Origin of the sequence: Shewanella sp. SW32, from assembly GCF_025653365.1 — a bacterium.
Lineage (GTDB): Bacteria > Pseudomonadota > Gammaproteobacteria > Enterobacterales > Shewanellaceae > Shewanella > Shewanella oncorhynchi.
The window spans coordinates 34212-59877 of the sequence record NZ_JAKKSJ010000012.1; the positions used below are offsets into that span (position 1 = coordinate 34212).

Sequence of the window (25666 nt, forward strand, 5' to 3'; positions counted from 1 at the left end):
GACACATAACGGCTTCTTGAATTGGACCTTCTAAGGATAAGTTAATGGATATTCTTGGTATTTTTAAATCTACTCCGCTCGAGGTTTACCTCGGTGTGAGTATGTTTACTGCTATCGTCCTCATCTTGGTATTAGTGATTTTATTCGCTAAGTCTAAGTTAGTGGCTAGTGGTGACATCACGATCGGCATTAATGACGATCCTGAAAAAGCGATTACAACCGGTGCGGGCGGTAAGTTGTTAGGCGTTTTGGCTAATAGCGGTATCTTCGTATCGAGTGCGTGTGGTGGCGGTGGCTCATGTGGCCAATGTCGCGTGGTGATTAAGTCTGGCGGCGGCGATATTTTGCCAACGGAACTTGACCACATCAGCAAAGGTGATGCCCGTAAAGGTTGTCGTCTTTCTTGTCAGGTTAACGTTAAGAACGATATGGAAATCGAGCTTGACGAAGAAATCTTCGGTATCAAGAAATGGGAATGTGAAGTTATCTCTAACGATAACAAAGCCACTTTCATTAAAGAACTGAAGCTGCAAATTCCTGATGGCGAGTCTGTACCATTCCGTGCTGGCGGTTATATTCAAATCGAAGCACCAGCTCATCATATTAAATATGCAGATTTTGATGTACCTGCACAATACCGTGGCGACTGGGAACACTTCGGTTTCTTCAATCTTGAATCTAAGGTTGATGAAGAAACTATCCGTGCATACTCAATGGCTAACTACCCAGAAGAGTTCGGCATTATTATGCTGAACGTGCGTATTGCTACGCCTCCACCACGTAACTTGACACTGCCTTGCGGTAAGATGTCATCTTACATTTGGAGCTTAAAAGCTGGCGATAAAGTGACAATTTCTGGCCCATTCGGTGAATTCTTCGCGAAAGATACCGATGCAGAAATGGTGTTTATCGGCGGTGGTGCGGGTATGGCGCCAATGCGTTCACATATCTTCGACCAACTGAAGCGTCTTCAGTCTAAACGTAAGATGAGCTTCTGGTACGGTGCACGTTCTAAGCGTGAAATGTTCTACGTAGAAGATTTCGACGGCCTAGCGGCTGAGAATGATAACTTCGTATGGCATGTGGCACTTTCAGATCCTCAACCAGAGGACAACTGGGATGGTTACACAGGTTTTATTCATAACGTATTGTATGAAAACTATCTGAAAAACCATGATGCTCCAGAAGATTGTGAGTTCTACATGTGTGGACCTCCAATGATGAACGCTGCCGTCATTGGTATGTTGAAAAATCTTGGTGTCGAAGACGAAAACATCCTGTTGGATGACTTCGGCGGCTAATGTTCATTAGTCCTAGATAGAAAAGTTGCAGATGTTGAGGTTAACCTTTCATCTGCAACTTTTGCATTTAAGGGCCCAAATAAGAGTAGTAGGTCACTATGTTTCAGACCTTAAAGATCAATACCTCAGCACTAAAGCATTCATTTAACTGGCTAGTCCTCGTGGGACTGGCCTTTTTTGTTTCAGCCTGTTCAAAGCAAAACGAAGTCATTTCGTTGGCCGGCAGCACTATGGGCACGACTTATCACATTAAAGTCGTCCCGAATGAGCAGATGCCGACGGCGCAGTTACTTCAAGCGGAAATTGATTTAGCCCTTGAGCTGGTCAATGACCAGATGTCGACCTATCGGCCTAATTCAGAATTATCCCGTTTCAACCAATTGCCATTGGAGCAAAGCGTTGAAGTCTCACCGGATACCATAAAAGTGGTGCAAGAGGGAATACGTTTATATCAAGTGACGGATAAGGCACTTGATATTACCTTAGGTCCTTTAGTTAATCTGTGGGGGTTTGGACCTGATAAGCGTCCAACGAAAGTTCCGACACAGGCTGATATTGATGCGGCTAAAGCCAAAACAGGGATTAGTGAACTTTCCATTGAAGGTAACCGTCTAAGTAAGCACAACACCCATTTATATGTAGACTTATCATCAATCGCGAAGGGATTTGGGGTTGATAAGATCGCTTCCATTCTTGATAAATACCACGCGACAGGGTATTTAGTTGAAATCGGTGGCGAACTGAGTATCAAAGGTGCCAAAGGTGATGGAAGCTCTTGGCGTGTTGCTATAGAGCAACCGACCAATGATGGCTCTGAAGCCGTACAGCAGGTTATTGCACCTGGTACTATGGCGATGGCGACCTCTGGTGACTATCGTAATTATTATGAAGAAGACGGCCAACGTTTTACGCATATAATCGATCCGCGTACTGGTTTGCCGATAAATCATAAGTTAGCATCCGTGACTGTATTGCATCAAAATTGTATGACGGCCGACGGTTTTGCGACGGCCATGATGGTTTTGGGCACAGAAGCATCATTGGAGCTTGCCAAGAAGGAACACTTGGCGATAATGCTAATCGAAAAGCAAGGCGACGGATTTAAGGTCTATTACAGCGACGCCTTCAAGCCTTTCCTTATTTAGTTTTTGGAGTAAACCATGACCTCTTTTATCGCGGCATTTGTGATCTTGTTAGTCTTCTTTTTGCTCATGTCGATTGGTTATCTCATCAAGCGCAAAGCCGTTGAAGGAAGTTGTGGCGGTTTAGGTGTTCTAGGGATTGAAAAAGCGTGTGATTGTGATGACCCTTGTGACAAACGTAAACGTCGTATGGCCGCTGAAGAAGCGCGTCGTGAAAAGTTAACGAAAGACCGCATTATCTAAATAGTCTTGATTCGATCATAGCCTCCGATTTAGGGGGCTATTTTTTTGCCTCGTATTTTCTTACACGGGTTAATCATTTGAGATTTATCCTTGGGATTAGAGTGGGATAGCAAGTTAATCTAAGCTGGAATGAGAATGCTTTTCATCATTAAGTGAGTGAAATATAAAGATAATTTGAGTTGGTCGATAAATTGTACTAGGCTAGAAGCTTGATTTAGATCAATCTTTTCACGCTTACCAAGGATAGTAACTTATGAAAGGTCATCCTAAAGTGGTTGGGCAACTGAATCGGGTGCTTACCTGTGAGTTGACCGCCATCAATCAATATTTCCTCCATGCCCGCATGTTTAAACATTGGGGCTTAGAGAAGTTAAACCACGTCGAATACAAAAAATCCATCCAAGATATGAAGCATGCCGATAAGCTCATCGAGCGAGTGCTGTTTTTGGAAGGTCTGCCGAATCTGCAACAACTCGAAAAACTTCGCATTGGTGAACATAGCCAAGAGATGCTCGACTGCGATCTGGCCATGGTGCAAGAGCAGCTTACATTGCTGCGTGATGCGATCAGCTTGTGTGAAGCCGAACAGGACTATGTGAGCCGCGATCTGCTGGAAGATATTCTCGAAGACGAAGAAGAGCACTTAGATTGGCTCGAGTCGCAGCAAGAGCTCATTACGCTAACCGGTATTCAAAATTATCTACAATCGCAAATTAGCGACCAATAGGAGCAAGATATGAAAGGCGATAAAGACGTTATCGATGCGTTAAATCGACTCCTAACGGGAGAACTCTCGGCAATGGATCAGTATTTTGTCCATGCCCATATGTACGAAGATTGGGGCCTGAATGAACTCTATGAGCGTATCGCCCATGAGTCAGATGATGAGAAAGCCCATGCAGCCAAATTAGTGCAGCGCATTTTATTCCTCGAAGGTACACCCAATGTTGCCGCCCGTGAGGCATTGAACATAGGTAAAGATGTAGAAGAGATGCTACGTAATGATCTCGCCTACGAATACAAGGTCGCGGACGATTTGCGCAAAGTGATTGCACTGTGTGAGCAGAAGCAAGATTACCAGACACGTGAAATCCTTGAAGTATTACTCGACGATACAGAGTCTGACCATATGTATTGGCTCGAAAAACAACTTGGGCTTATCGACCGTGTTGGGCTGCAAAACTACCTGCAAACTAAGATGTGAGCCTTAGATTGTTAGGTTGAGTAAATACCTAGGCCACTGAGTGTAATGGCCTAGGAAACTCAGTTATTAAGCATGTCTGTTGTTCCTCACACTTGTCTTGTTCTCTTTTTCAGCGCTAGGCCACATCTTATTGGCCCCAAATCTATCAGGAATACTTGATTACTGTTTTTATATACAGTATTTTGGCGTTGGAGGAATTCAACGTGCGAAAAATTATTCATATCGATATGGACTGCTATTTTGCTGCAGTGGAAATGCGCGACTTTCCTGAGTACCGTGGCAAGCCTTTAGCCGTGGGTGGCAGTAGCGACCGTCGCGGTGTTATCAGTACTTGCAGTTACGAGGCACGTAAATTCGGTGTACGTTCAGCAATGGCAACGGCTTATGCCTTTAAGTTGTGCCCTGAGCTGATTTTAGTACCAGGCCGGATGCAGGTTTACAAAGAAGTGTCGCTACAAATTCGTGAAATATTTTCTCGCTATACCCAATTAATTGAGCCGCTTTCCTTAGATGAAGCTTATTTGGATGTGAGTGAGTGCCAACAATATAAGGGCTCTGCGACCTTGATTGCCCAAGCGATTCGTCGCGATATCTTAGCCGAAACGGGTTTAACCGCATCGGCTGGTATCGCACCAGTAAAATTTTTAGCTAAGGTCGCCTCGGATCTGAACAAGCCAAACGGCCAATATGTCATTACGCCAGAGACGCTTTCTGAGTTTGTTAAGACCTTATCGCTGCGTAAAATTCCCGGTGTTGGTAAAGTCACCGCAGAAAAGCTCTCTTTGCTCGGGCTCAATACCTGTGGTGATGTGCAAGCTTATTCTAAACCTGAGCTCTTAGCGCGATTCGGTAAGTTTGGTGGTGTGTTGATTGAGCGTTCCCAAGGCATAGATGAACGGGGGATTTCTGCCGACAGAGAGCGCAAATCAGTGGGGGTTGAAACCACATTAGCAAAGGATATTTATAGCTTAGAGCAGTGCCAGCAGGTGATGCCGAGTTTGATCCAAGAACTGTCGTTGCGTTTAAGTCGCAGTGCTAAGGAACGCAAAATACATAAACAGGTGGTCAAACTTAAGTTTAACGATTTCAAGCAGACTACAATTGAGCACCGCAGCGATGAAGTCTCGATTGTAATGTTCTATGAGCTACTCGCACAGGCTATGGAAAGGCAAGAAGGCCGCGGCATTCGTCTATTGGGGATTTCAGTTGGCCTTACTGATTCTACTCTTGTCGTCGCCACAAGCTTAAACGGCCAGACTCAGCTGGATTTAGCACTCTAGCCGTTTATTGAGTCGATAAGCCGCAGACTCATGCCTGCATTGGCTCAATAAGCCTCGGGTGGATTCGCCAACATAAAATCAATTAACAGTCTGACCCGTAAGGGCAGGTTGTCCCGATCGCGATACATCAAGTAGGCGGTGCGCGGAATACCTTGCCACTCGGGCAGTATTTGAATGAGTTTGCCACTTCGTATCTGTTCACTCGCCATGCTGATGGGTATGAGTCCAATCCCAAGCCCCGCCACCACGGCCTGACAGGCAATCGCCATATCATCGACGGCTAGTTTGATATTCCCCCTTGGTTCAAACTCGACATTTTGCCCTGTGCTATTGTGCTGTAAACGCCACGTTTTTGTGGGCTTGGCGATGATAACCGGATGCTGATCCAGCTCTTCAATGGATTGCAGCGCATGCCACTGCGTTGCCGATGTGCTGGTGCAAAGTACAAAGCTAATCGTGGTAAGTGGCCTTGCAATCCAATCGGGATCTTTAGGTTCGCCCACTCGAAAGGCGATATCGATGGCGTTTTCACTGACATCGATATTCATGTTCGACAGACTTAAATCGATATCAATATTGGGATAATGCCGTTGGAAGGCGTTGAGTGATTCACCTAGCCAGCGATAGGTTGTATTGATGGGCGCCGAGATCCGCAATTTGCCAACCGCTTGATGTTTATCCGCATGCAACTCACCAGATACCTGGTTTAACTCGATAAATAGCGGGCCGCAGCGTTCGAGATACCGCTGACCTGTGGCGGTAAGGTTGACTCTATGGGCGTCTCTGTGCAGTAAACGCAGACCTAAGGATTGTTCTAACAGATTGATTCGACGGCTTAAGGTTGAAGGTGGAATGCCTAAGTGCTGCGCCGCGAGCTTAAAACTCCCTTGCTGTGCCACCACCCAAAATAAGCGCATATCGTCTAAGGAATAATTAAGTTTCATATTTGGAATTTAAGCTCTCAATCTTGTTGGTTTTAATAATATATGAAACTTATAAACTAAGCTCAATCCCAATTACCTCCCTAGAGGCCGATATGAAATCCCATACACCTTACATGACATTCGTTTGTCTACTGATTTGCGTTTTTAGCTGGGGCAGTGTGTTTCCGATTGCTAAGCGAGTGCTGGAGGAGATGTCAGGAGAGTCCCTCGTCTTCTGGCGTTTTACCATTGCGGCTGTGACTCTAGCGTTATATATCGTTTTTACTCGTCAGGCTTGGCCCAAATTGAGTTTGGTGCAATATATTGTCATAGCGTTAGTGGGTGTGATTGGTGTGGGCGGCTTAAATCTGGCGTTATTTAATGGCCTGCAGCATACCTCTGCTGCCAATGGTGCCTTGATTATGGCGCTCAGCCCGCTGGTGACTTCAATCGTCAATGCGCTATTACAGCGTGAATGGCTCAGCAGACAACAAGTGTTTAGCTTAGTGGGTGGATTGGCGGGCGTACTGCTAGTGATCACCAACGGTAGTGTGCAGCAGTTGCTCAACTTTAGTTTTAACCAAGGTGATGTGATGATTGCCGCCGGCATGTTGGCGTGGAGTGGTTATACCATTTGTTCGCAACGGGTCGGCCATTGGTTGCCTGTGTTGCCCTTTACCTTGCTGAGTATGATAGCTGCCAGTGTGTCTATGTCCGTGGTTGGGCTTGGCCGAGGTGAGTTTCACCCTTGGCTGGAGTTGATGGAACTGTCGGCAACGGCTTTTTCTAGCGTGCTCTACATAGGTTTGTTCGCCACTGTGCTCGGTTATCTGTTTTGGATTAACGGTGTTAAGGCGCTTGGCCCCGCTAAGGCATCGATTTTTTTTAATCTCGTGCCCGTTTTTGCAGCATTAACGGCGTTAGCCATGGGGCAGGCGGTGACGGAAATTCAATTGGTAGGGATGCTGATAGTGATCCTTGCGTTGATGTTACCTATGTTAGTCAACTTACGCGCGGCAAGAGGCTTAGTGGTTAAGCGCTGCTAATCGGTGCTAGCTTTGCTGTTTAAATATAAGGGAGCACCTGAATTCAGATAATCACTGCGACAGGTTTATGCTCCCTTATTCGTTTGAGGGGACCTTTCAAACATCACTGATTTACAAAAGGTAACTTATATAAAAGCTTTCACTCTCAACAAATTACAGTTTAAAGCGGCTGACCAGCGCAGTGAGATTACTCGCCATTGACGAGAGTTGTACGCTTGCTGCGTAGATTTCATCAGTGGTTCGTAGACTCTCCTCCGACTGTTCGGCAATGTGTTGAATATTTTGATGGCTCTCATTGGCCATAGTGGTTTGCGCTTTGGCTGCGAGGGCGATTTGATTGTTCATCTCACTAATTTGGCTCACCATTTCTGCAATATGCGCTAAGGCTTCACCGGCATTACTGGCGGCTTCTACGCTTGAGATAGCCTTTTCATTACCGATATTAATCGCTGCCACAGCGCTTTGAGTGCCATTTTGCACATTGGCGATCATCAATTTAATTTCTTCGGTTGATTGGTGAGTCTTAGAGGCAAGGGAGCGCACTTCATCGGCAACCACTGCAAAGCCGCGTCCTTGTTCGCCCGCGCGCGCCGCTTCAATTGCAGCATTAAGGGCTAATAGATTCGTCTGTTCGGCAATGGCTTGAATCACCTCAAGCACGCGGCCAATATGTTGGCCTTCCTGTTCGAGTTTATTGATCTGCATTTCTGCCGTGCCTACATCTCCCGCAAGTTCACGAATCACATTGATGGTTTTTTTCACTCTTGCCTGACCGTCGGCGGTAAATACGTCGGCTTGTTTAGCGGCATCGGCGGCATGACTGGCACTGACTGATACTTCTTGCACGGATGCGGCAATATGATCGCTGGCATCGGCGATTCTGTGGGTGGCAGCTTGTTGATCCATCAAGTTATGTTTTGCTGATGCGCTGGTTTTGGCTAGACCTTCGGCAGCGGTGTTGAGCTCTGATGTAGACTGTTTAAATTGCGAGATAATACCGTGTAAGTTATCGAGAAAATGATTGAATGCCTTGGCGAGATCACCAAGCTCGTCTTTAGAGGTTAAGTGGACTCGTTCGGTCAAATCGCCATCACCATCGGTAATGTCGTGGATTTTTGCGAGTAAAACCGCCAGCGGTTTGCTGATGAGTTTAGGCAGTGCAACGATAAAGAGTATGCAGATCAAGAGACTGATGGCTAAGGCTATTAACTGCATCTGTTGTCCATGATTGGCATCATCATCTACTTGGGCTATCGCTGCGGTAGTATTACTATTTAAATCATTGATTAAATGATTAATGTTCTGGTGTAGTTGCTCGAATTGCGTTGCTGCTTGACCGAAACTAAGATCAATCGCCGTCGTTCTACCGTTACGGCCATTTTGGGTGCGTTGATTACTGATTTCTGTGGTTGTCGCTCGCCAATTATCGAAACTGTGATTTAATTCATTGAGCTTATCTTTAGCGAGGGGACTTGTGGTCACATCGGCAAACTTATCAATATGTTCTTTAACCAGAGAGATACTATTAGTGTGCTGCTTTAAAAGGTCGTTGTAAGAGTCTGTGCCCACGTTAACAAACATCAGGCTGCGCTCGGCCACTTGAGCTTGATAAAGCTCTTTATCGGCCTGTAGGAGTTCAGATTGGCTAGGTAAGTATTCAAGCGCGAGTGTATTCGCGCTGTGATTTAAGGCTTTGAGTCCTAAAATACCAGTTGAAGAGGCGAAGATGACTACGCCAGCGAGTAGCAGACTCGGATAAGTCAGTTTCTGATTAACGGATAGATCTTTATACCATTCCATAGTCACGCCCTCCTTGATTGATGCACTGAAAAGGTGAGAGCCGCAATAACCTCTGTGGTAAGAGGATGCAGCCCATCACTGGCGTTCTCTGGTAATTAGAGTCCAAATTGATCTAGGTTGATCCCAATCGTGATAGCACCAATTGCAGCATCGCCATCCATCACTGGAATAGAAATTTGTACTAGATAGGCTTGGGAGCTCTCGTCAAATTTGACCGGACCTATGTGTTTATCGCCTTTGCCATTGGCGAATGATTTTTGCCATTTATCCTCATCACCCTGCCAATAATCTGAAGTTTTACTGATCATGGCGACGTTCGCGCCTTGATTGTCCATGAGGAAAATTTCTTGGTAGTAAGGTTTGCTGGCTTCGAAGGTCGTGAGAAACTTGGCCGCTTCGTTGTTCATCAGGGATGACATAAAGTCATCAATACCTGCGGTGGCAATCCATTTTTCATCTAATGTTTTGATTGAATCTAAGCTTTTGCCTTGGGCATTTTGCGCTTTAACAGCATTCACCAGTACCACTTCTCTGCCTAATGGCATCAGTGAATCGGCTAGGTCTATAACGGCTTTGGGGACTTCTTCGGCGAAACTGAGGTTACTGCTGAGCAGTAGTGCAGCGGCTGACAAGATTTTACCAAATTTCATGATCTCTATTCCTTAAGGTCACAGTATTGAAGGGGAAAGCGGTTATCTCTAAAAGCGCGATAAGCAAAAATACGTTAGGGTCAGACAGAACAACTATAGTAGAAAATTCAAGTTATTCAGTTCTTTCATAAAAATTTTATCGATGGCATTTCTACACAAATAGAATCCGCGGTAAAAAATAAGGCCACATCTGACTTGAGCAGATATGGCCTTGAATTGAGTGAGCTAGGGTAAGGTTAGAATATTAAGCCTTGACTGGAATACGCTCGAGTACGGCTAATAATAAGGTCCAATATTGGCCGACTGTGGTGATGTTTACCATTTCGTCTGGACCGTGTGGATATCGAATGGTGGGACCAATCGAGACCATGTCCATGTCTGGATAGGGTTTCTTGAATAGGCCACACTCGAGACCTGCATGGATCACCATGATCACTGGCTCTTTGTGGTAAATGTCTTGATAGGTTTCGCGCACTATTGCCATTACAGGTGAGTTGTTATCTGGCTTCCAGCCTGGGTAAGCACCGCTTAAATCGATATCGGCTCCGGCTAAGTTGGTCAGCGCAGTTAACATGCCTTCGACTTGAGTACGGCCAGAATCGATCAGCGAGCGGATAAGGCACAGGATAGTGACTTCTTCATCGTTAGTGCTGATAACGCCAACGTTGAGCGAGGTTTCAGTCACACCTTCGACTTCATCACTCATGCGGATCACGCCGTTCGGGCACACATGCAGCAAATCGATCAGGGTATTTTGGCTGTTTTCGCTCATCACACGTTTTGGCGTGGGGATAGTGTTTAACACTAAACGCATATCGGGATCGGCAATGGCGAGTTCGGTGCGGATAAGCGCTTCAAACTCAGCGACTTTTTCGTTTAAGGCGCTGACGTTTTCTTCTGGCAACATAAAGCTGATGTTGGCTTCACGTGGGATCGCATTACGCAGTGAACCGCCGCTAAATTGGGTCAACTCCAACGCTAAATCATCTGCGTTTTCAAAGAGGAAACGCGCCAATAGCTTGTTGGCATTACCACGACCTAAGTGAATGTTCACACCAGAGTGACCCCCTTTTAAGCCAGATAAGTGCAGGCTAAAGGCTGAGTAACTTTGCTCAGAGGCTTGCCACACCATAGGCAGGGTGATTTGAGCATCAACGCCACCGGCGCAGCCCATGTAGATTTCACCTTCTTGCTCTGAGTCGGTATTGATCAGAATATCAGCGTCTAACATGCCAGCCTGTAAACCGAAGGCGCCTGTCATGCCCGCTTCTTCATCTATCGTCAGCAGCACTTCTAATGGACCGTGCTTGATATCATCAGAGCCTAAAATGGCTAAAGCCGATGCCATGCCAATACCGTTATCTGAACCTAAGGTTGTACCCTTGGCTTTAACCCAATCGCCATCGACATAAGCTTCGATAGGATCTTTAGTAAAATCATGCACTTTATCGGCATTTTTTTGTGGCACCATATCGATATGAGCTTGAATAACCACTATTTTACGATCTTCCATACCCGGCGTCGCAGGTTTACGGATGATCAAGTTGCCAACGGCATCCTCAACGACGGCAAGTTGTTTGCTTTTAGCCCACGCTTGAATGTGCTGGCTTAAGGCTTGCTCATGCTTAGATGGATGGGGAATCGCGCAAATTTGTTCGAACCATTGCCATAATGGCTGCGGGTATAACTGACTTAAGGCTGTCACTTGAGTGTCCCTCATAAGGTCTTGTGGGTATAGGGCAAATTTGCGGCCATTCTACCACATTCTGTGCAGCCAAATAATCTCAGCGTCACAGGCTTTTGGTGAGCTGGCAGCCAAAGTTTCCAGTTCGATTTTTTCTGGGAGTGTCGGTACCACTTTTAGATTGGTAATTAAGCGATAGAGCGGGAATAATGCAGGCACAATAATGAAAAAGGATGGGTCATGTTTCAAGTTAACTTCGTTGATGTAAAAGCAGAAAATGCCATTTTTGATGGTGAAGGCTGGGATGCGGTTGTGGTGGTGACGCCCGATCTGGATTCTATCGGTTTTGATGAGATAGGTTTATTGGCTCAGCACGGTGCCCACGTGGATAAGCGCGTGGGTAAGAGCCCGACATTACTGTTTGCCCCAGGGCTTGCGGGAGGGCGTTTGATCATTGCCCCTGTCACCCAAGTGAATGACGAGTATGTGGACGTGCGAGTCTATGCCAATGCTGCAAGGGCTGCGATTGCCATTGCAAAAGACGCAGGCGCAAAACGTCCATTGTTATATGTAGTGCCATCGAAGGACTCACGTTTTAGTTTTGCCTCTGAAGTCGCAGCATTAGCCTGCGGTCAAGAACTGTGGCAAACCTTAGAGCTGCGTGAAGCGACTGGCTTAACGCCTGCATTTGAGGCCATAGGGTTATTATCTTCATCAACCCATAACAGCAATTTGCTCAATGCCTTAGAAGCTGGCCGCCTATTAGCGCGGGATTTGTGTGGTACTGAACCTGAGCGCATGTCGGCTAAAGCCTTTGCCGATTATTGTCTGCAATCCTTAGCGGGCAGCGTGATCAAAACCGCAGTGGTAGAAGATAGAGATATTTTAGAGCGTGATTATCCGCTACTCAGCGCCGTGGCGCGTTCTTCTTTTGCCGTCGGTCGTCATCAGCCTCGCGTGGTGAAACTAGAGTATCTGCCGGAGGGTCAAGTGACTCGCACTTTCCTGTTTGCGGGTAAGGGCGTGATTTACGATACCGGCGGCGCCGATCTGAAAGTCGGCGGCGCTATGGCGGGTATGAGTCGTGATAAAGGCGGCGCTTCTGCCGTGGCGGGTTTATTTAAAACTCTGTCAATGCTAAAGCCTAAAGGTATTCGAGTGATTGCCGAGTTAGGTTTAGTGCGTAACAGCATAGGCAGCGAAGCCTTCGTGACCGATGAAATTATTACGAGCCATGCGGGTGTGCGGGTACGAATTGGTAATACGGATGCTGAAGGGCGCTTAGTGCTGGCGGATTTACTGAGCCATTTACGCATCAAAGCCGTGTCGGCAGTGAAGCCTGAGATGTTTTCGGTAGCAACACTCACAGGTCATGTCGTGCGTTGTTATGGCAGCTATCCCGCGGCGGTGGAAAACTCAGTGGCGAGTTCACAGCAATGCGCTGTCACTTTACAACAGCAGGCGACTCAATGGGGCGAACCCTTTGAAGTGTCTACATTACGCCCTGAAGACTTCGCTAAGATCCGCGATGTGTCAGGCGCTGCTGAAATATTATCTTCCAATAATGCGCCATCATCGATTACCGCCCGTGGACATCAATATCCCGCGGCGTTTTTACTGAAAGCGTCGGGGCTATTTGACCATGGTGTAACAGCCCCTATTCCATTGGCTTACATACACTTAGATATCGCAGGCAGTGCAACAGAAGGTGATCCGCTCTACGGCAAACCTACAGCGAGTCCGCTGGTGGGCTTGTATCAATATCTGATCAATCGCTAACGATTTGTGGTAACAAATAGAAATAATTCTGTAATATCTTATTTATTAGATATTTACAGGGTTATTTCTGTTTTTCTGTGAAGCAGGTCGCCATTAACCTCACTATAATTGTGTAATTTAATTACATTAAAAAGCCTTAATCAAAAAAAATACAAATAAAGGTTGTAATAAAACTACAAATCCATATAATTACTTTCGTGGATTAGGCACTACGCCTTTCCTCTCTAGTCTATCCAGGATGGATATTTTTCTCCAAGGACCTGAGTGACAAGTCGTCTCAACGGATATGAGAATCTCTAGTTCCAAGGAACCGAGCCAAGCTTCACTAGAGTACTTAATCACAACTAATTTAGGAGTATTGACTATGTCTTATACAGGCAACAACCATATTTATTGGCAAAACACTTGGTTTAACACTGATGTTTTGCGTGGCGGTTTATTCGCCATGAGCTTTAAGGCCTAACCCTCCTTAAAGTTTGAGTTTCCATCATCCATCAACCTTTGTATCGCCTTTTTTGGCGTGTTTAGACTCAAGTAGCACATTGATGTTTTTGCATGAATATGCCAGGTTTTTCCCGCTAGCGCGGTAATGTACTTCCCCGAAAGGGACGCTTGAAATATGTCTTTGCCTGCTCATTGAGCAGGCTTTTTTTTGTCTTTTTTTCGCTTAAGCATTTAACGGTTTTGCCTGATGGCAATGAGCGTAAACGGTTCGTTTTAGAAGTGATGCGGTATGGACAACAAATGGATAAGGGGTTCAATATACAAGCTATCGGCCTATCGCTTGTGCACTTGTTACTCAGGGACTGTTTATGGACACTAAGCTGTTTTTTCAAAATGGTAAGTTAACACTGGATATCAACCCCAGTGAGATGCGAATGTCGCATTGGGTTTATGCGCCAGTGTTAATCAATACTGAAACGGCGGAAGTGCTTTTTGATTTATCAGGGAAGGGCTGGGATTTTCGGTCTGCAGAAGAAAATGGTGATGACATCATTTTAAAACTTGCCCGTTATCCTGATGCGAACAACGTATTTAGGCTCGTTCTGAATATATCAAAAGACCGAGCAAGCCTTAACGGTAATATTTTTTCAATTAATGATGTGTGTAAGGTATTAGAGGATATTGCCTAACAAGTGATATATGGATGTCTTAATTTTTATATATAAATCATAGCTTTTAATCTGCAAAGATATATGTGGCAAACCCTACCCAACTTAATAGTAAAAGCGTTATGGCAATCCAAGTCGCGGTGGTGAACTGACGTTGAGATTCGAATAACTCGTCTGAATCCTCTAGTTCATCAGTGTCATTAACTGTGCGAGATTTTGCTCTCAACTGTTGTTTACGTGCTTTATCCCGTTCGCGAGCTTTGGCTTTTTGCAGCTTTTTATATTCAGCTATGCCTTTTTCAATCCCTTGGGCAATGAGTTTAGTTTGCTCTTTGGTTTGGCCCGGCTTTTGGGTGGCTTTGGCTGCGACTAGTGCTTCTTGTTGAGTTTCTGTCGAGATAGTGGGTTTCATCTGGGCTCTGCCTAAATTAATGCGGCTGTGGCTAAAAGGTGATAGCTAAAGTGTAAACGCAGCGATTATACCCACATTAGACCTCAAAAACGTAAGATGAATATCTTCTTTCCATTAAAAAATCAGTGGGTGTCCACCCTGTGGGGCGGGGATATATACGGGCTCGTAGTCCCATACTTCCCTAATGGTATCAACCGACAGTGCATCGGATGGCTTGCCTTCACTGACTATTCGCCCTTGTTTTAACACAATTAATTGATCGCTATAGCGCGCTGCTTGGTTTAAGTCATGCAGTACCACTATTACAGTGTAGCCTTGTTGGTGAGCTAAGTTTTGGGCTAATTCAAGTACTCTGTGCTGCTGGGCAAGATCCAACGCCGATGTTGGTTCATCCAGTAATAGTACGGGTGGAAACGGCGATTGCCTGAGTTGAGTTAAGACTCTGGCGAGTTGGACTCGCTGTTTCTCGCCGCCTGAGAGGGTTGGATAGCTGCGCTTAGCCAGGTGGGTTAAGCCCACTTGCGCCAGTTGCTCGGCAACTAACGCATCTCCTTCTATCTTACTGATGGTTAAGGGATATAAGCCCATTGCTACGACTTCTGACACAGTGAAGGGAAAGGTGAGACTGGCGTGTTGCGGCAGTACAGCTAAGGATTTTGCCAGCTCGCTCCTAGGCCAATCCGCCAGTTGGCTATGGCCTAGCCGTATACTTTGCCTTGGTGTGCTGATTTCTTGGCAAAGGGCTTTAAGCAGGGTGGATTTACCCGCACCATTTGGGCCGAGTAGGGCTGTTACTGCACCCGATTGAAACTGTACATTAATATCACTGAGCACGGTTTTTGGACCGATGTTGACATCGAGCTGACAAATGCTGAGCTGGGTGCGATCAAATTGCGCCTTGGCTGAATAAGTTGTCGATTGTGATGGTTGATTTGCAAAGGATGTTGCAGCCATAAAAACTCGCTTAGATTAGCTTACTGCGCTGTTGCAGTAGTAAAAAGATGAAGAAAGGCGCACCGATGAGCGCGGTGACGAGTCCAACGGGTAACTCGGCAGGCGGTAAAAAAGCGCGCGCGCCGATATCGGCCAATGCCAATAGGGCTGCACCTAAAAGTGCGCTGATGGGCAGCAGTTGGCGATGATCTGGGCCTAACATCATGCGCACTAAATGCGGCACGACGAGGCCGATAAAGCCGATAATTCCTGTTGCAGCTACACTTACGCCAACCCCTAAGGCGCAAAGCAAAATAAGCCTAAGTTTGAGCCTATCGACATCTATCCCTAAGTGGCGTGCTTCGGATTCGCCAAGCAGCAAGGCATTAAGTGCCGCCGCATCTTGGTGGAATCGCCAACTCAGTAGCGCTAAGGTCACAAGACACAGACTGACATATAGCCACTGCGCACCTGCAATCGATCCCATTTGCCATAGGGTTAAGTCACGTAGCGCCATGTCGTTGGCAAGATATGTGAGAACACCTATTCCTGCGCCTGCCAGCGCAGCTATGGCAACACCCGACAAAAGTAATAATACGACCGATGTACCTGTTGGGCTGCTGGCGAGTCGGTAGACGATAAGGGTGGTCACTAATCCCGATGCAAACGCACTGATGGGGATCATCAACGGATTCGCGTTGGGTAACAGCACGATACAGATGGCTGCGCCAAGTGCTGCGCCGGATGACACTCCGATAATACCGGGATCCGCTAAGGGATTGCGAAAAAGCCCCTGCATTACCGCGCCGCACTGTGCGAGCGTAGCGCCTACTGCTAACGCCAGTAATGTCCGTGGTAAGCGCACATTGTTGATTACTAGTTGCTCGTGGGGCGCAATATTGCCGATATTTTGCTGGGTAGCCCAATTGAACACTGCATTTAGGGCGTCGACAAAGCTGATGCTAACAGGGCCAGTGCTGACCGAGAGTAAGCCGCTTAGGGCTAACAGTGTGACTAGACTCGGCCAGAGCCAGCGGTTGAGGAACATCTCAAATATCCTTTCTATTTTTATCTGGGGTTAATTAGTGCTAACTGTACTCATCGCTGCGTTTGTGAATGGTTTTGCTTGAGCAATGTGCTGGCGAGCGTATCCGCGGCGCTTATGGCACTGATGCCTAAACCACCGAGAAGGGCTTGCGGTGCTAGTGTTTGAATATGGCCGTTTTCACCTGCTGGGGTATGGGCGAGTAGTGGCATCTCTTTCAACAGTTCTTGAGCAATTTGTGCATTAGTTTGATCTGTGGGTTTATCGCTACGCTTTGACAGCAAAATAATGTCGGGCTGCAAGGACAGAATCCCTTCTTGAGACATGCTTTTGTAGCCATCAAACTCGGCGATATTTTGTGCTCCAGACAGCTCGATAATAGTATCTGCGGCTGTGCCTTTACCGCCAACCCGTGCACCGCGGCCTTCTTGTAACAGCATGAAGAGAATTTTTGGCTGAGAGCCCGCATCGCGCACTTGTTGTTTTTTACCCGCTAAGCTTTGCAGTTGTTGATGTAAATCTTGTTTTAATTTAACCGCATGTTCTTGGCGATTGAGTAAGTGACCTAAGGTATCCACATTGTTCATCAGTTGTGGTTCATCATTTGTTGCGGGTAATTGCACGACTTGGATATTCGCCTGTTTTAATACCTTAAGTGTGGTTTCTGGTCCCATCACATCTGAACCGACAACCAGCGTTGGGGAGAGGGCAATAATGCCTTCGGCGGAGAGCATTCTGTGATAACCAAGCTTAGCCACATGGCTCAAACTTTCAGGCACATAGCTGGTGGAGTCGATGGCGACTAGCTCATTGCCTGCGTCGAGGGCGAGCACGAGCTCTGTGACTCCTGTACCTGCACTCACGAGTCTTATCTCTGGCTCGGCACTCAGTTCAGCGCTAAAAACGCTTGAGGATAGTAAGGTCGTAAGTGCTGACGTGAAAAAAATAATTTTTTCCAATGCTTTATATGTGCGTCTATGTTGATAACGTTGAGCAATGGAACCTTTGTTTACTGGTATTTTAGTTGCTTGAAACAACATGGTTAAACTCCTAATACAACTTGTTCGCCACAGGCTTAGATGCCGTTTTTTGATGTCAGACTTTTGCTTTCTCGTTTAAATGGCTGGTTCGGATACGCTAGTGCTCCATCAAAATTTGGGTCTGACTGATGGACTGCGTCTGTAACAGTGCAAGCAGTTGCATCAAAGGTTCCACTGGCGCGGCTTTGTCGGCGGCAATGACAACCGTCGCCTTCGGCATAGTCTGAAAATGTGCAGTAAATTCAGTGGTAAAAGTGGCTAAGTCATCAAACTCTTTGCCATCAATAGCCCAATAAGGCGCTGTTGCCATGATATTGATGGCAATTGTTTGTTTGTTGTCGATTGCCGTGATAGCTGAGCTTGGGCTTTGTGGCACATCTACCGGCAAACTCAATAATTGGCTATTTGCCGTCAGCAGTAAAAACACCAGCACGATAAAAATAATGTCGATTAACGCGGTTAAATCTAGGCTCGGAAGTTGCTCAGGCGAAGCAATGCCAGCCTGCGATAAGAATGATTTATCTGCACTTATCATGTCTGTGGCTCAATTTGAGAATGGGGCTTGGATGCTAATTTTTGCTCGACGCTGGTTTTACTGACTCGGGTGAATGCTTGGTAATGATTGGCATCAATTGAAATATCTTCGATACCCGCTAACCAGAGATTGAGTTGATTGAGCACATGCCCAGCGCGCAGGCATTGGCCTTGAGTCCAGATCCCAAAAAGATGGGCGGCGGTAATGGCGGGCACGGCGATCATGAGTCCGGCTGCTGTGGTGTTCATCGCAAGGCCCAGTCCAGCACTGAGTTGTGCTGGCGTGACAGGGCCTTGTGATTGCCCGAGTTGGGCAAACATTTCGATGAGTCCCAATACTGTGCCGAGCAAACCGAGTAGTGGACTAATGATGCCAATCACTTGTAAAACCTTGAGTCCGGCTTGCAAGTCGCGTTGTTGCTTATTGAGCCATAGACTGAGTAATTCTTCCCTTAGCACTTTTGGCTGGTGGACTTGTTTGAGTAACAAGGTCGCGCCACGGGCGAGTAAATCTTGCTGTGCGCTGGTTTGCGCTAGCAGGGCGCTAACGTTTTCAGTGGTTGCCGCTGAGCTTGATTGACGCAATGCTTTTACCCAGGCCTGTTTTTTGGGCCAGATTGACAGCAAAGTTTGATGCAAAAACAAGGCGCTACGTTCAAGGCAGATCATCAAAGCTAAAAAAGCACATAACAACAAGGGCCAAGTGAGCACGCCAAGCTGAGTCTGTAGGGTTGAAAAATCAGTTACGGGCATTAAGCCTCTCCAATCGATTGAAAAAGTAGTTTTATATGTAAGTTAGTAAAACAAAAATCAGGCTAGTTGTGCGGTGGCTAATACTCCACGAGCTAACTTCCCACGAGCTAATTTTTCAGTGGCAACATTGGGCCTGTTAGTTGAGCGCGAAGCGAATAGGCACTCTGACCTTATAATGACTCGCTAGCCTTTGCGCTGGCGCCGCAAATTGCCAGTTTTCAACTGCATCTAACGCGGCTTGATCTAACAGACTGAACCCTGAGCTTTTTACTAACGTCAGTGCCAGTTGCTCACCAAGTTCGTTAAACATCACTTCTATGGTTGCGGTGCCTTCTAGCCCTTTTTTACGCGCTATCTTTGGATAAGTCGGTTGCGGTGGTGCTGCAGCGAACAGCGGTTTGGCTAATTCCACTATGTTAGTTTGGGCACTGTCAGTTGTTGCACTGGCTACATTTGGGGTCGCTTTTGCATCAACTTTGGCAGCGTTAGCGATTAAATCCATTTGTGCTGTTTTTGGTTCTGTTTGTTGTTCAACTTGTTCAAGTCGCTTATGTGCTAAAGCACTTGGTTCTAAATCGTTCGTCGCTAAAGGAGCTGTATCCGGAAGATTGTTAGCCGTGGGTTTTGTTGCTGAAGATTTTTTGGCGAGTTGGCTGTCAATTCGTTGATCAGCTTTAGTTTTCGGGATAACCGCCTTATCGACAGATTCTGCTGTTGATACTTTTTGCGCTGTAATGTTTTTTTGCACTGTACTGTTCACAGTGGCTACTTTGGCGTCTGTTTGCTTGATGGGCTCTGCATTCGTGTTGCTTGTAGCGCTAGTCGCGGTAGAAAAATTAAGGGTGACAGTATTCGCGCTGGGAGTGAGTGATGCTTGGTTTACGCTCGATGTTTGGGCGCTTGGCTGCATAGTCATAGCGGGTTGCGAGGCGATAACACCCGTCTGGATGGCAACCGTTAACGCGCCAAAGGCAAGATATCGTTTTGGTGTCACAGCAACCTCTTTTTCCAATGAAAGCCATTTTCCTAATTAAGATATCTCAATATAAACAAGATCGCAAATGATAATGATTTGCATTTGATCTATTTTATTATCTCAGGTAGAGTGCCTGCAATAGCTCGAATGAGCGCTTAAAAAAGCAGCTAAACCGACAATTTATCCTACTTTATGGGTACTGATTGCCTTGGGCTCGATCTGGAAGGGGTTCAATCTCGAAAGAGCCAAATCTGGAATGGATCATCTGTAACAGACTCAATCTCGAAAGGATTGGCGTCTGGAAAGAGAGTCTAGGCTCAGTATTAAATTGCACGGAAACAGCTGAATATCACTTGAGGATGAAGAGATGAAAAAAAAGCCGTTAGTGATCGCCATGGCGATAGCACTGAGTGGTACGGCCCTAAGTTTTACGTTAGCGGCAGAGGAAAGTGTTAAGCCTGTTGTTCAACAGGATGCGAATAAAAAACTGGTCACGACTGAATTTGATGAAGTATTGGTGAGTGCAACACGCATCAGTGAAAAAGCTTCCGAAACCAGCCGTAGCGTGGCAGTAGTGGATGAAGAGCAACTTACGGTCGCCCAAGCATCATCAGTTGCCAATGCCCTTAAAAATGAGGCGAATATTACGCTGACCAATGGCCCAAGAGCGTCATCTCAAGGGGTTGAAATCCGTGGTTTAAGTGGCGATCGTGTGTTGCAAACAATTGACGGCGCAAGACAAAATACCAGCTCTGGTCACAGAGGTACTTACTTTATGGACCCAGAGTTGCTCAAATCCATCGAAGTGCTGCGCGGCCCTGCCAGTAGCTTGTGGGGCAGTGGTGCCCTCGGTGGCGTCGTAGCGCAGAATACTAAGTCGGCACAAGATTTTTTAGCACCAGACGAGACCTTTGGTGGTTATTTCAAACAAGGTTATGAGACCAATGGCTCCCGCACTAAAACCAGTGGCGCTATTTATGGTCAACAAGACAGCATCGATTGGTTACTCAATGGTTCCTATTACGATTCAAACAATATAAAAACCGGTAATGATGAAACTCTAAACAACAGTGCATCCCAAGGCAGCAGTGGTTTAGCTAAATTCGGTTGGCAAGCCGACGAGGCATCACGGTTAGAGTTATCTGCAAGAGCCAGCAAAAACAATGAATTAGTACCGAGCAATCCTTCTGCTGCTGTGAGTAGTTCAGTGCCTTTGGTGCGTCGCAAAACTGACGATCAAAACCTCACCCTAAACTACAGTCTCAATCCTGCTAATAACCCGTATCTGGATACTAAGATGCAAGTGTATTGGAACAGTACCGACTACGATGAAGACCGTATTACGAAAGGTCAGCAAGACAGTACTGAGTTCCGCACTGTGGGGATTAACCTTAATAACAGTTCGCGTTTAGGTAATACTCTGTTGACCTACGGGGTCGATGGTTTTCGCGATACCATAGAAACGACGCGTGATGATTCGGGCCAAGTGGGCCAGCGTCCAGAGAATATCGATGGCGAAACCACAGTATGGGGCGCTTTTACGCGGGCAGATATTGAGTTGACTAAGACGTTAAATCTTGATGCGGGTCTGCGTTATGACAGCTTTAAAAATGACAGCCATAATCTCAACTTATCCTCAGATGACAATGAGTTATCACCATCGCTTGGCTTGGTGTGGCAGACTCAGCCTTGGCTGACCTTAAGCGCCCGTTACGATCAAGCCTTCCGCGCACCTACGGTAGAGGAAATGTTTTCCAGCGGCACCCATTATTGTATCCCGCCAATCCCCGGATTTTTACCCCAAGGTTTATGTAACACCTTCGCTGTGAATTCGGATCTAAAAGCAGAGACTGCGCGCAATAAAGAAATCAAAGCGGACTTACGTTTCAGTGAGTTAGCGGGTGATGATGAACTGGCGCTAATGTTTAACGTTTTCCGTAACGATGTGGACGATTTTATCGTGCAGCAAGTGTCTAATCCTTGGCGTGGCATTCCTGGATTCGAGCAAACGACCTCATGGAATAACGTTGAAGATGCACGTTTAACAGGTTTTGAAATTAGCGGTCGTTACCGTATTGGCCAAACTCGCTTAGCGATGAATTACGGCCAAACCCATGGCGAAGATCGTCAAACGGGCGATGACATAGAAGGTATACCCGCCAATAAGTTCAATGTCGATTTATCCCAAGGCATTATGGAAGGCGACATGAAACTCGGCACTCGCGTCACTTATGTGGCGACTCAGTCGAATACGCCTGACGGCTTTAAAGTGGCGAAATACGACGATTACACCCTATGGGATGTGTATGTTGCGTGGGAACCGACTATGGGACCCATGGCGGGCGTGAGAGTGGATTTCGCAATCGAAAATATCGGTGATGAGAAGTATCAACAAGCGTGGCAAACCTTGTATCAACCGGGTCGTAATATGAAGTTATCGGCGCGCTATATGTTCTAAGCCACTCAATAGTCACTACCGCTGGAGACAGTAAAATGAAGATGACACTCGATACCGAGCTCGATGTCGCGCCAGATTTAAACTCTGAGCAACGTCAGCTAAGTGAGCAACAGGCGCAATTGCGACAACGATTTGAACAACAAGCTGATTTAATGCCAGCGCAGCTCGCCAGTGAATTAGGCATTGCCGAGCTTGAAGTGGTTGCTGCGCTGCCGCCCGAACAAGTGGTGTTTGTTCCGTTAACTCAGCTCGATACATTACTGCAAGCCTTACCCAAATGGGGAAAGTTAACCACTATTGTGATGTTATCTGGCAGCGTATTTGAATTTAAAGGGGATTTCCCCGAGGGGAAATACGCCCACGGTTATTACAACCTCTACAGCAAGGGCGACGGTTTGCATGGTCATCTCAAATTAGATGCCATGCGCGGCATCGCCTTGATCAGCAGACCTTTTAGAGGCAGCGAGAGCCATTCGATTAACTTTTTCGGCAGTGAGGGTGAGGTGGTGTTCAAAGTGTATTTAGGTCGAGATAAACAAAGAGCACTGTTTCCTGAGCAAGTTCGCCAATTTAAAGCGCTCGCGACTGCCTTTGCCTCGGTGCAATCACACATCTGAATTGCAGCATTAACAAAAGTATTAAGGAAAACAGCAAATGAAGCCTGAAATTACCGAACAAGAACAGCGTTTAAGAGACAAACTCTTACCCGAAATCGAAGCCTTTAAACAGCAGCGCGAGACCTTGCAACTGGCCACCATTGGTACAGATGGCCAGCCGAATGCGAGCTATGCGCCCTTCGCACTGGCAGATGATGGTTTTTATATTTTGGTGAGTGACTTAGCCCGTCACGGTCATAATTTAAAGCACTCATCTAAGGTCTCTGTGATGTTAGTTGAAGACGAAACTGCGGCCAAATCGGTTTTTGCCCGCAAGCGTTTAACCTTCGATGCGATTGCCGAGGCAGTGCCCCGCGATACGCCCGCCTTCAGTAAAGGTGTTGGTGTGTTATCGGCACGTTTTGGCGAAATGTCCGATAACCTTGCGGCGTTAACCGATTTTAACTTATACAAGCTCGCGCCCCATCAGGGTCTTTACGTCAAAGGTTTTGGCCAAGCATTTAGCCTGAGCGGCGCAGAGTTGTTAGATGTGGATTGGAAGCGCGATGGCCACCACGGCACGCCAAAAACGCCGGAAAACAAGCAAGTCGCTTAAGCCGCGTCAAGCTACTGCAATAAAAGAAACCCGCACTCGCTGCGGGTTTCTTTTATGCTTTTCTTTTGAGTAAATCCACACAGCCCTTGAATTCCACTGCAAGAGGTAGCATCTCACTTATATGCTTTAAGTCATGCTGCGCGGCTAACGGCTGCTGATGATCCCATTCATGCTGATGTTATATTTGAATTGCCTTACCTACCTCAAGGATGCCACCCGTGACCGAGCCTACAGCTGAACTCGCCAAATCTTCCGAACCCATTAAAGCGGGGGCTGAGCCATTGCCCGAAAAGTTAATTCCAGTCACGTCTACAACAAGCGCTGATACATCAAAGGCTAAATGGACCTCGGCGCAGCAAAGATCGGTATTGCCTTGGATTATGGGTTTTCTTAAACCCTACAAACTGAAAGTTGTCGCGGCGATTATCTGCTTGATGATAGGGTCGCTCGCTTGGTTATCATTGGGCCAAGGTGTGCGCTTGATGGTCGATGAAGGCTTTGTAAGGGATAATGCGCAGCGGCTGAATGAAATCATACTGTTAGTGCTCGGAATTACCGCCGTCAGTGGCACAGCGGTGTTTTGCCGCTTCTACTTGATGACTTGGCTTGGCGAGCGGGTCAGCGCCGATATTCGTCTAACGGTTTACAATCAACTGCTTAAACTCTCTCCCGCCTTTTACGCTAAGGTACGCACCGGTGAGGTGATCTCCCGTTTTACCGCCGATTCTACTTTGTTACAAACTGTGGTGGGTTCGAGTCTTTCCATGGCGCTGCGCTCTAGCGTAACTGTGCTTGGTGGTTTAGTCATGATGGGTATCACTAGCGTTAAGATGACATTGCTGGTGTTGTTGGCTGTGCCCTTAGTGTTAGGGCCGGTGATCTTTTTCGGCCGTAAAGTCCGTACGCTGGCGCGAGAAAGCCAAGATAGGGTTGCTGATCTCGGCGCTTATGTTGATGAAACGCTTCATGAAATCCATACGGTACAAGCCTATGGGCATGAAGATAAAGACCGTAGCTTGTTCAATCGCCGCGTCGAAGATGTCATGTCTGCGGCCAGTGGCCGGATCCGTTACCGTGCCTTATTGATCTCAACCGTGATGTTTTTAAGTATCGCCGCAATTGCTATGGTGACTTGGGTCGGTGCCCACGATGTGATGGCGGGTAAGATGACGGGCGGTGAGTTATCTGCCTTTATGTTTTACGCTGTCATGGTCGCGGGCGCAGTAGCGACCATTAGCGAAGTGATAGGCGAGATCCAGCGGGCTTCTGGCGCCGCCGAACGTTTAATCGAACTGGCTGAAACGCAAGTGGATATTCCCGTTGCAACTCATCCTGTGACTTTGCCCGCCAAGGTCAGTGGGGAGTTAATGATTGAAGGACTCAATTTTGCCTATCCAGAGCATGATGTCTTAGTGCTAAAACAGCTCAATATGGCTATTGCCGCGGGTGAACGGGTTGCCTTAGTCGGGCCAAGTGGCGCGGGTAAAAGTACCTTGTTCCAGTTATTGCAACGCTTTTACGTGCCTAGCGCTGGCAGTATTCGACTGGAAGGTATTGATATTGCCAATCTTCTGCCACAGCAGTTGCGGTCGCAGTTTGCTCTAGTGCCGCAGGACTCTGTGATTTTTGCGACTAGCGTACTTGAAAACGTGCGTTATGGTCGAGTCGATGCCACCGAACAAGAAGTGATAGATGCCTGTATTGCAGCACGTGCCCACGAGTTTATTAGCGAGTTTACTGAAGGTTATCAAACCTATTTAGGCGAGCGTGGTGTGCGGCTTTCTGGTGGACAAAAACAACGTATTGCCATTGCGCGGGCGATTTTAGCCGACAGACCGATATTGTTACTCGATGAAGCGACCAGCGCTTTAGATGCGGTGAGCGAGCAGAAAGTGAAGCAAGCGTTGGACGTATTGATGGCGGGTAAAACCACCTTGATTATTGCCCATCGCTTATCGACAGTAATCAATGCCGATAGGATTTTTGTGTTTGATAAGGGCGAGATTGTCGCCAGCGGTCGCCACCAAGAGTTGATGCAATCTAATGCGTTATATCGTGAATTTGCCAGTCTGCAATTGTTAACCGAAGAGGCCAATGCCAGCGCCTTGAATGAGACCGTGTAGGTAAAATAAAACCCAG

General features: G+C 46.8%; 24 protein-coding genes. 13 read left to right on the forward strand and 11 right to left on the reverse strand.

Features of this window, described 5'->3' with window-relative positions; translation table 11 throughout:
• The first annotated feature begins 44 nt into the window (after positions 1 to 44).
• The 6 genes from nqrF to dinB all read left to right on the forward strand — a co-directional run bounded on the left by nqrF (position 45) and on the right by dinB (position 5170).
• Positions 45 to 1301, forward strand: a complete 1257-nt coding sequence (nqrF, locus tag L5M28_RS08880) for an NADH:ubiquinone reductase (Na(+)-transporting) subunit F (RefSeq protein ID WP_028761565.1) — start codon at positions 45 to 47, stop codon at positions 1299 to 1301.
• A gap of 98 nt (positions 1302 to 1399) precedes the next feature.
• Complete coding sequence (locus tag L5M28_RS08885) at positions 1400 to 2446, forward strand: FAD:protein FMN transferase (protein ID WP_131523870.1); 1047 nt, start codon at positions 1400 to 1402, stop codon at positions 2444 to 2446.
• Between the two features lie 15 nt (positions 2447 to 2461).
• Positions 2462 to 2686: a (Na+)-NQR maturation NqrM gene (nqrM, locus tag L5M28_RS08890; RefSeq protein ID WP_105250019.1), complete on the forward strand. Its 225-nt coding sequence runs from the start codon at positions 2462 to 2464 to the stop codon at positions 2684 to 2686.
• A gap of 253 nt (positions 2687 to 2939) precedes the next feature.
• Positions 2940 to 3413 (forward strand): bacterioferritin, encoded by a 474-nt coding sequence (gene bfr / locus L5M28_RS08895; RefSeq protein WP_006080475.1) that lies wholly within the window; start codon positions 2940 to 2942, stop codon positions 3411 to 3413.
• 9 nt (positions 3414 to 3422) lie between these two features.
• Positions 3423 to 3890 (forward strand): bacterioferritin, encoded by a 468-nt coding sequence (gene bfr / locus L5M28_RS08900; RefSeq protein WP_011918791.1) that lies wholly within the window; start codon positions 3423 to 3425, stop codon positions 3888 to 3890.
• A gap of 203 nt (positions 3891 to 4093) precedes the next feature.
• Positions 4094 to 5170: a DNA polymerase IV gene (gene dinB, locus L5M28_RS08905; RefSeq protein ID WP_173246435.1), complete on the forward strand. Its 1077-nt coding sequence runs from the start codon at positions 4094 to 4096 to the stop codon at positions 5168 to 5170.
• Between the two features lie 44 nt (positions 5171 to 5214).
• Here the strand turns inward: dinB and L5M28_RS08910 are convergent, their stop codons facing one another.
• On the reverse strand, positions 5215 to 6114 hold the full coding sequence (locus tag L5M28_RS08910) for a LysR family transcriptional regulator (RefSeq protein ID WP_028761561.1): 900 nt from the start codon (positions 6112 to 6114) through the stop codon (positions 5215 to 5217).
• 92 nt (positions 6115 to 6206) lie between these two features.
• Between L5M28_RS08910 and L5M28_RS08915 the strand changes: the two genes are divergently transcribed.
• Positions 6207 to 7139 (forward strand): DMT family transporter, encoded by a 933-nt coding sequence (locus L5M28_RS08915; RefSeq protein WP_212600395.1) that lies wholly within the window; start codon positions 6207 to 6209, stop codon positions 7137 to 7139.
• A gap of 153 nt (positions 7140 to 7292) precedes the next feature.
• Here the strand turns inward: L5M28_RS08915 and L5M28_RS08920 are convergent, their stop codons facing one another.
• The 3 genes from L5M28_RS08920 to L5M28_RS08930 form a co-directional block, all read right to left on the reverse strand.
• Positions 7293 to 8939, reverse strand: a complete 1647-nt coding sequence (locus tag L5M28_RS08920; RefSeq protein ID WP_263203126.1) for a methyl-accepting chemotaxis protein — start codon at positions 8937 to 8939, stop codon at positions 7293 to 7295.
• 95 nt (positions 8940 to 9034) lie between these two features.
• Positions 9035 to 9589, reverse strand: a complete 555-nt coding sequence (locus tag L5M28_RS08925; protein ID WP_028761558.1) for a cache domain-containing protein — start codon at positions 9587 to 9589, stop codon at positions 9035 to 9037.
• Between the two features lie 244 nt (positions 9590 to 9833).
• On the reverse strand, positions 9834 to 11294 hold the full coding sequence (locus L5M28_RS08930; RefSeq protein ID WP_263203128.1) for an aminoacyl-histidine dipeptidase: 1461 nt from the start codon (positions 11292 to 11294) through the stop codon (positions 9834 to 9836).
• A 219-nt stretch (positions 11295 to 11513) separates the two neighbouring features.
• Between L5M28_RS08930 and L5M28_RS08935 the strand changes: the two genes are divergently transcribed.
• On the forward strand, positions 11514 to 13052 hold the full coding sequence (locus L5M28_RS08935) for a leucyl aminopeptidase family protein (RefSeq protein WP_219250306.1): 1539 nt from the start codon (positions 11514 to 11516) through the stop codon (positions 13050 to 13052).
• An 812-nt stretch (positions 13053 to 13864) separates the two neighbouring features.
• A complete protein-coding gene (locus tag L5M28_RS08940; protein WP_105252983.1) occupies positions 13865 to 14185 on the forward strand; it encodes a hypothetical protein in 321 nt (106 codons plus the stop codon).
• A 46-nt stretch (positions 14186 to 14231) separates the two neighbouring features.
• On the opposite strand, the gene L5M28_RS08945 is transcribed toward L5M28_RS08940, so the two are convergent.
• The 7 genes from L5M28_RS08945 to L5M28_RS08975 form a co-directional block, all read right to left on the reverse strand.
• A complete protein-coding gene (locus tag L5M28_RS08945; RefSeq protein WP_113939881.1) occupies positions 14232 to 14576 on the reverse strand; it encodes a DUF2956 domain-containing protein in 345 nt (114 codons plus the stop codon).
• Between the two features lie 114 nt (positions 14577 to 14690).
• A complete protein-coding gene (locus L5M28_RS08950; protein ID WP_263141638.1) occupies positions 14691 to 15530 on the reverse strand; it encodes a heme ABC transporter ATP-binding protein in 840 nt (279 codons plus the stop codon).
• Positions 15531 to 15540: 10 nt separating this feature from the next.
• Positions 15541 to 16557 carry a FecCD family ABC transporter permease gene (locus tag L5M28_RS08955; protein ID WP_028761552.1) on the reverse strand — a complete coding sequence of 339 codons (1017 nt, stop codon included), beginning with the start codon at positions 16555 to 16557 and terminating at the stop codon, positions 15541 to 15543.
• 50 nt (positions 16558 to 16607) lie between these two features.
• The gene (locus L5M28_RS08960) at positions 16608 to 17594 is read right to left on the reverse strand and encodes a hemin ABC transporter substrate-binding protein (protein ID WP_263203130.1); all 987 of its coding nucleotides are present in this window, start codon (positions 17592 to 17594) and stop codon (positions 16608 to 16610) included.
• A 97-nt stretch (positions 17595 to 17691) separates the two neighbouring features.
• A complete protein-coding gene (locus tag L5M28_RS08965; protein WP_168824988.1) occupies positions 17692 to 18129 on the reverse strand; it encodes an ExbD/TolR family protein in 438 nt (145 codons plus the stop codon).
• Positions 18126 to 18881, reverse strand: a complete 756-nt coding sequence (locus L5M28_RS08970; protein WP_263195849.1) for a MotA/TolQ/ExbB proton channel family protein — start codon at positions 18879 to 18881, stop codon at positions 18126 to 18128. Before L5M28_RS08970 ends, L5M28_RS08965 begins: the two co-directional genes overlap by 4 nt.
• Before the next feature lie 136 nt (positions 18882 to 19017).
• Positions 19018 to 19875: an energy transducer TonB gene (locus L5M28_RS08975; protein ID WP_263203132.1), complete on the reverse strand. Its 858-nt coding sequence runs from the start codon at positions 19873 to 19875 to the stop codon at positions 19018 to 19020.
• Positions 19876 to 20224: 349 nt separating this feature from the next.
• Here L5M28_RS08975 and L5M28_RS08980 point away from each other — a divergent pair, with 349 nt between their 5' ends.
• The 4 genes from L5M28_RS08980 (at position 20225) to L5M28_RS08995 (ending at position 25650) form a co-directional block, all read left to right on the forward strand.
• Complete coding sequence (locus L5M28_RS08980; RefSeq protein ID WP_263203134.1) at positions 20225 to 22315, forward strand: TonB-dependent hemoglobin/transferrin/lactoferrin family receptor; 2091 nt, start codon at positions 20225 to 20227, stop codon at positions 22313 to 22315.
• 35 nt (positions 22316 to 22350) lie between these two features.
• On the forward strand, positions 22351 to 22932 hold the full coding sequence (gene hutX, locus L5M28_RS08985; RefSeq protein WP_263203136.1) for a heme utilization cystosolic carrier protein HutX: 582 nt from the start codon (positions 22351 to 22353) through the stop codon (positions 22930 to 22932).
• Positions 22933 to 22969: 37 nt separating this feature from the next.
• Positions 22970 to 23527: a heme utilization protein HutZ gene (gene hutZ / locus L5M28_RS08990; RefSeq protein WP_028761546.1), complete on the forward strand. Its 558-nt coding sequence runs from the start codon at positions 22970 to 22972 to the stop codon at positions 23525 to 23527.
• A gap of 218 nt (positions 23528 to 23745) precedes the next feature.
• Complete coding sequence (locus L5M28_RS08995; protein ID WP_263203138.1) at positions 23746 to 25650, forward strand: ABC transporter transmembrane domain-containing protein; 1905 nt, start codon at positions 23746 to 23748, stop codon at positions 25648 to 25650.
• Positions 25651 to 25666: the final 16 nt, after the last annotated feature.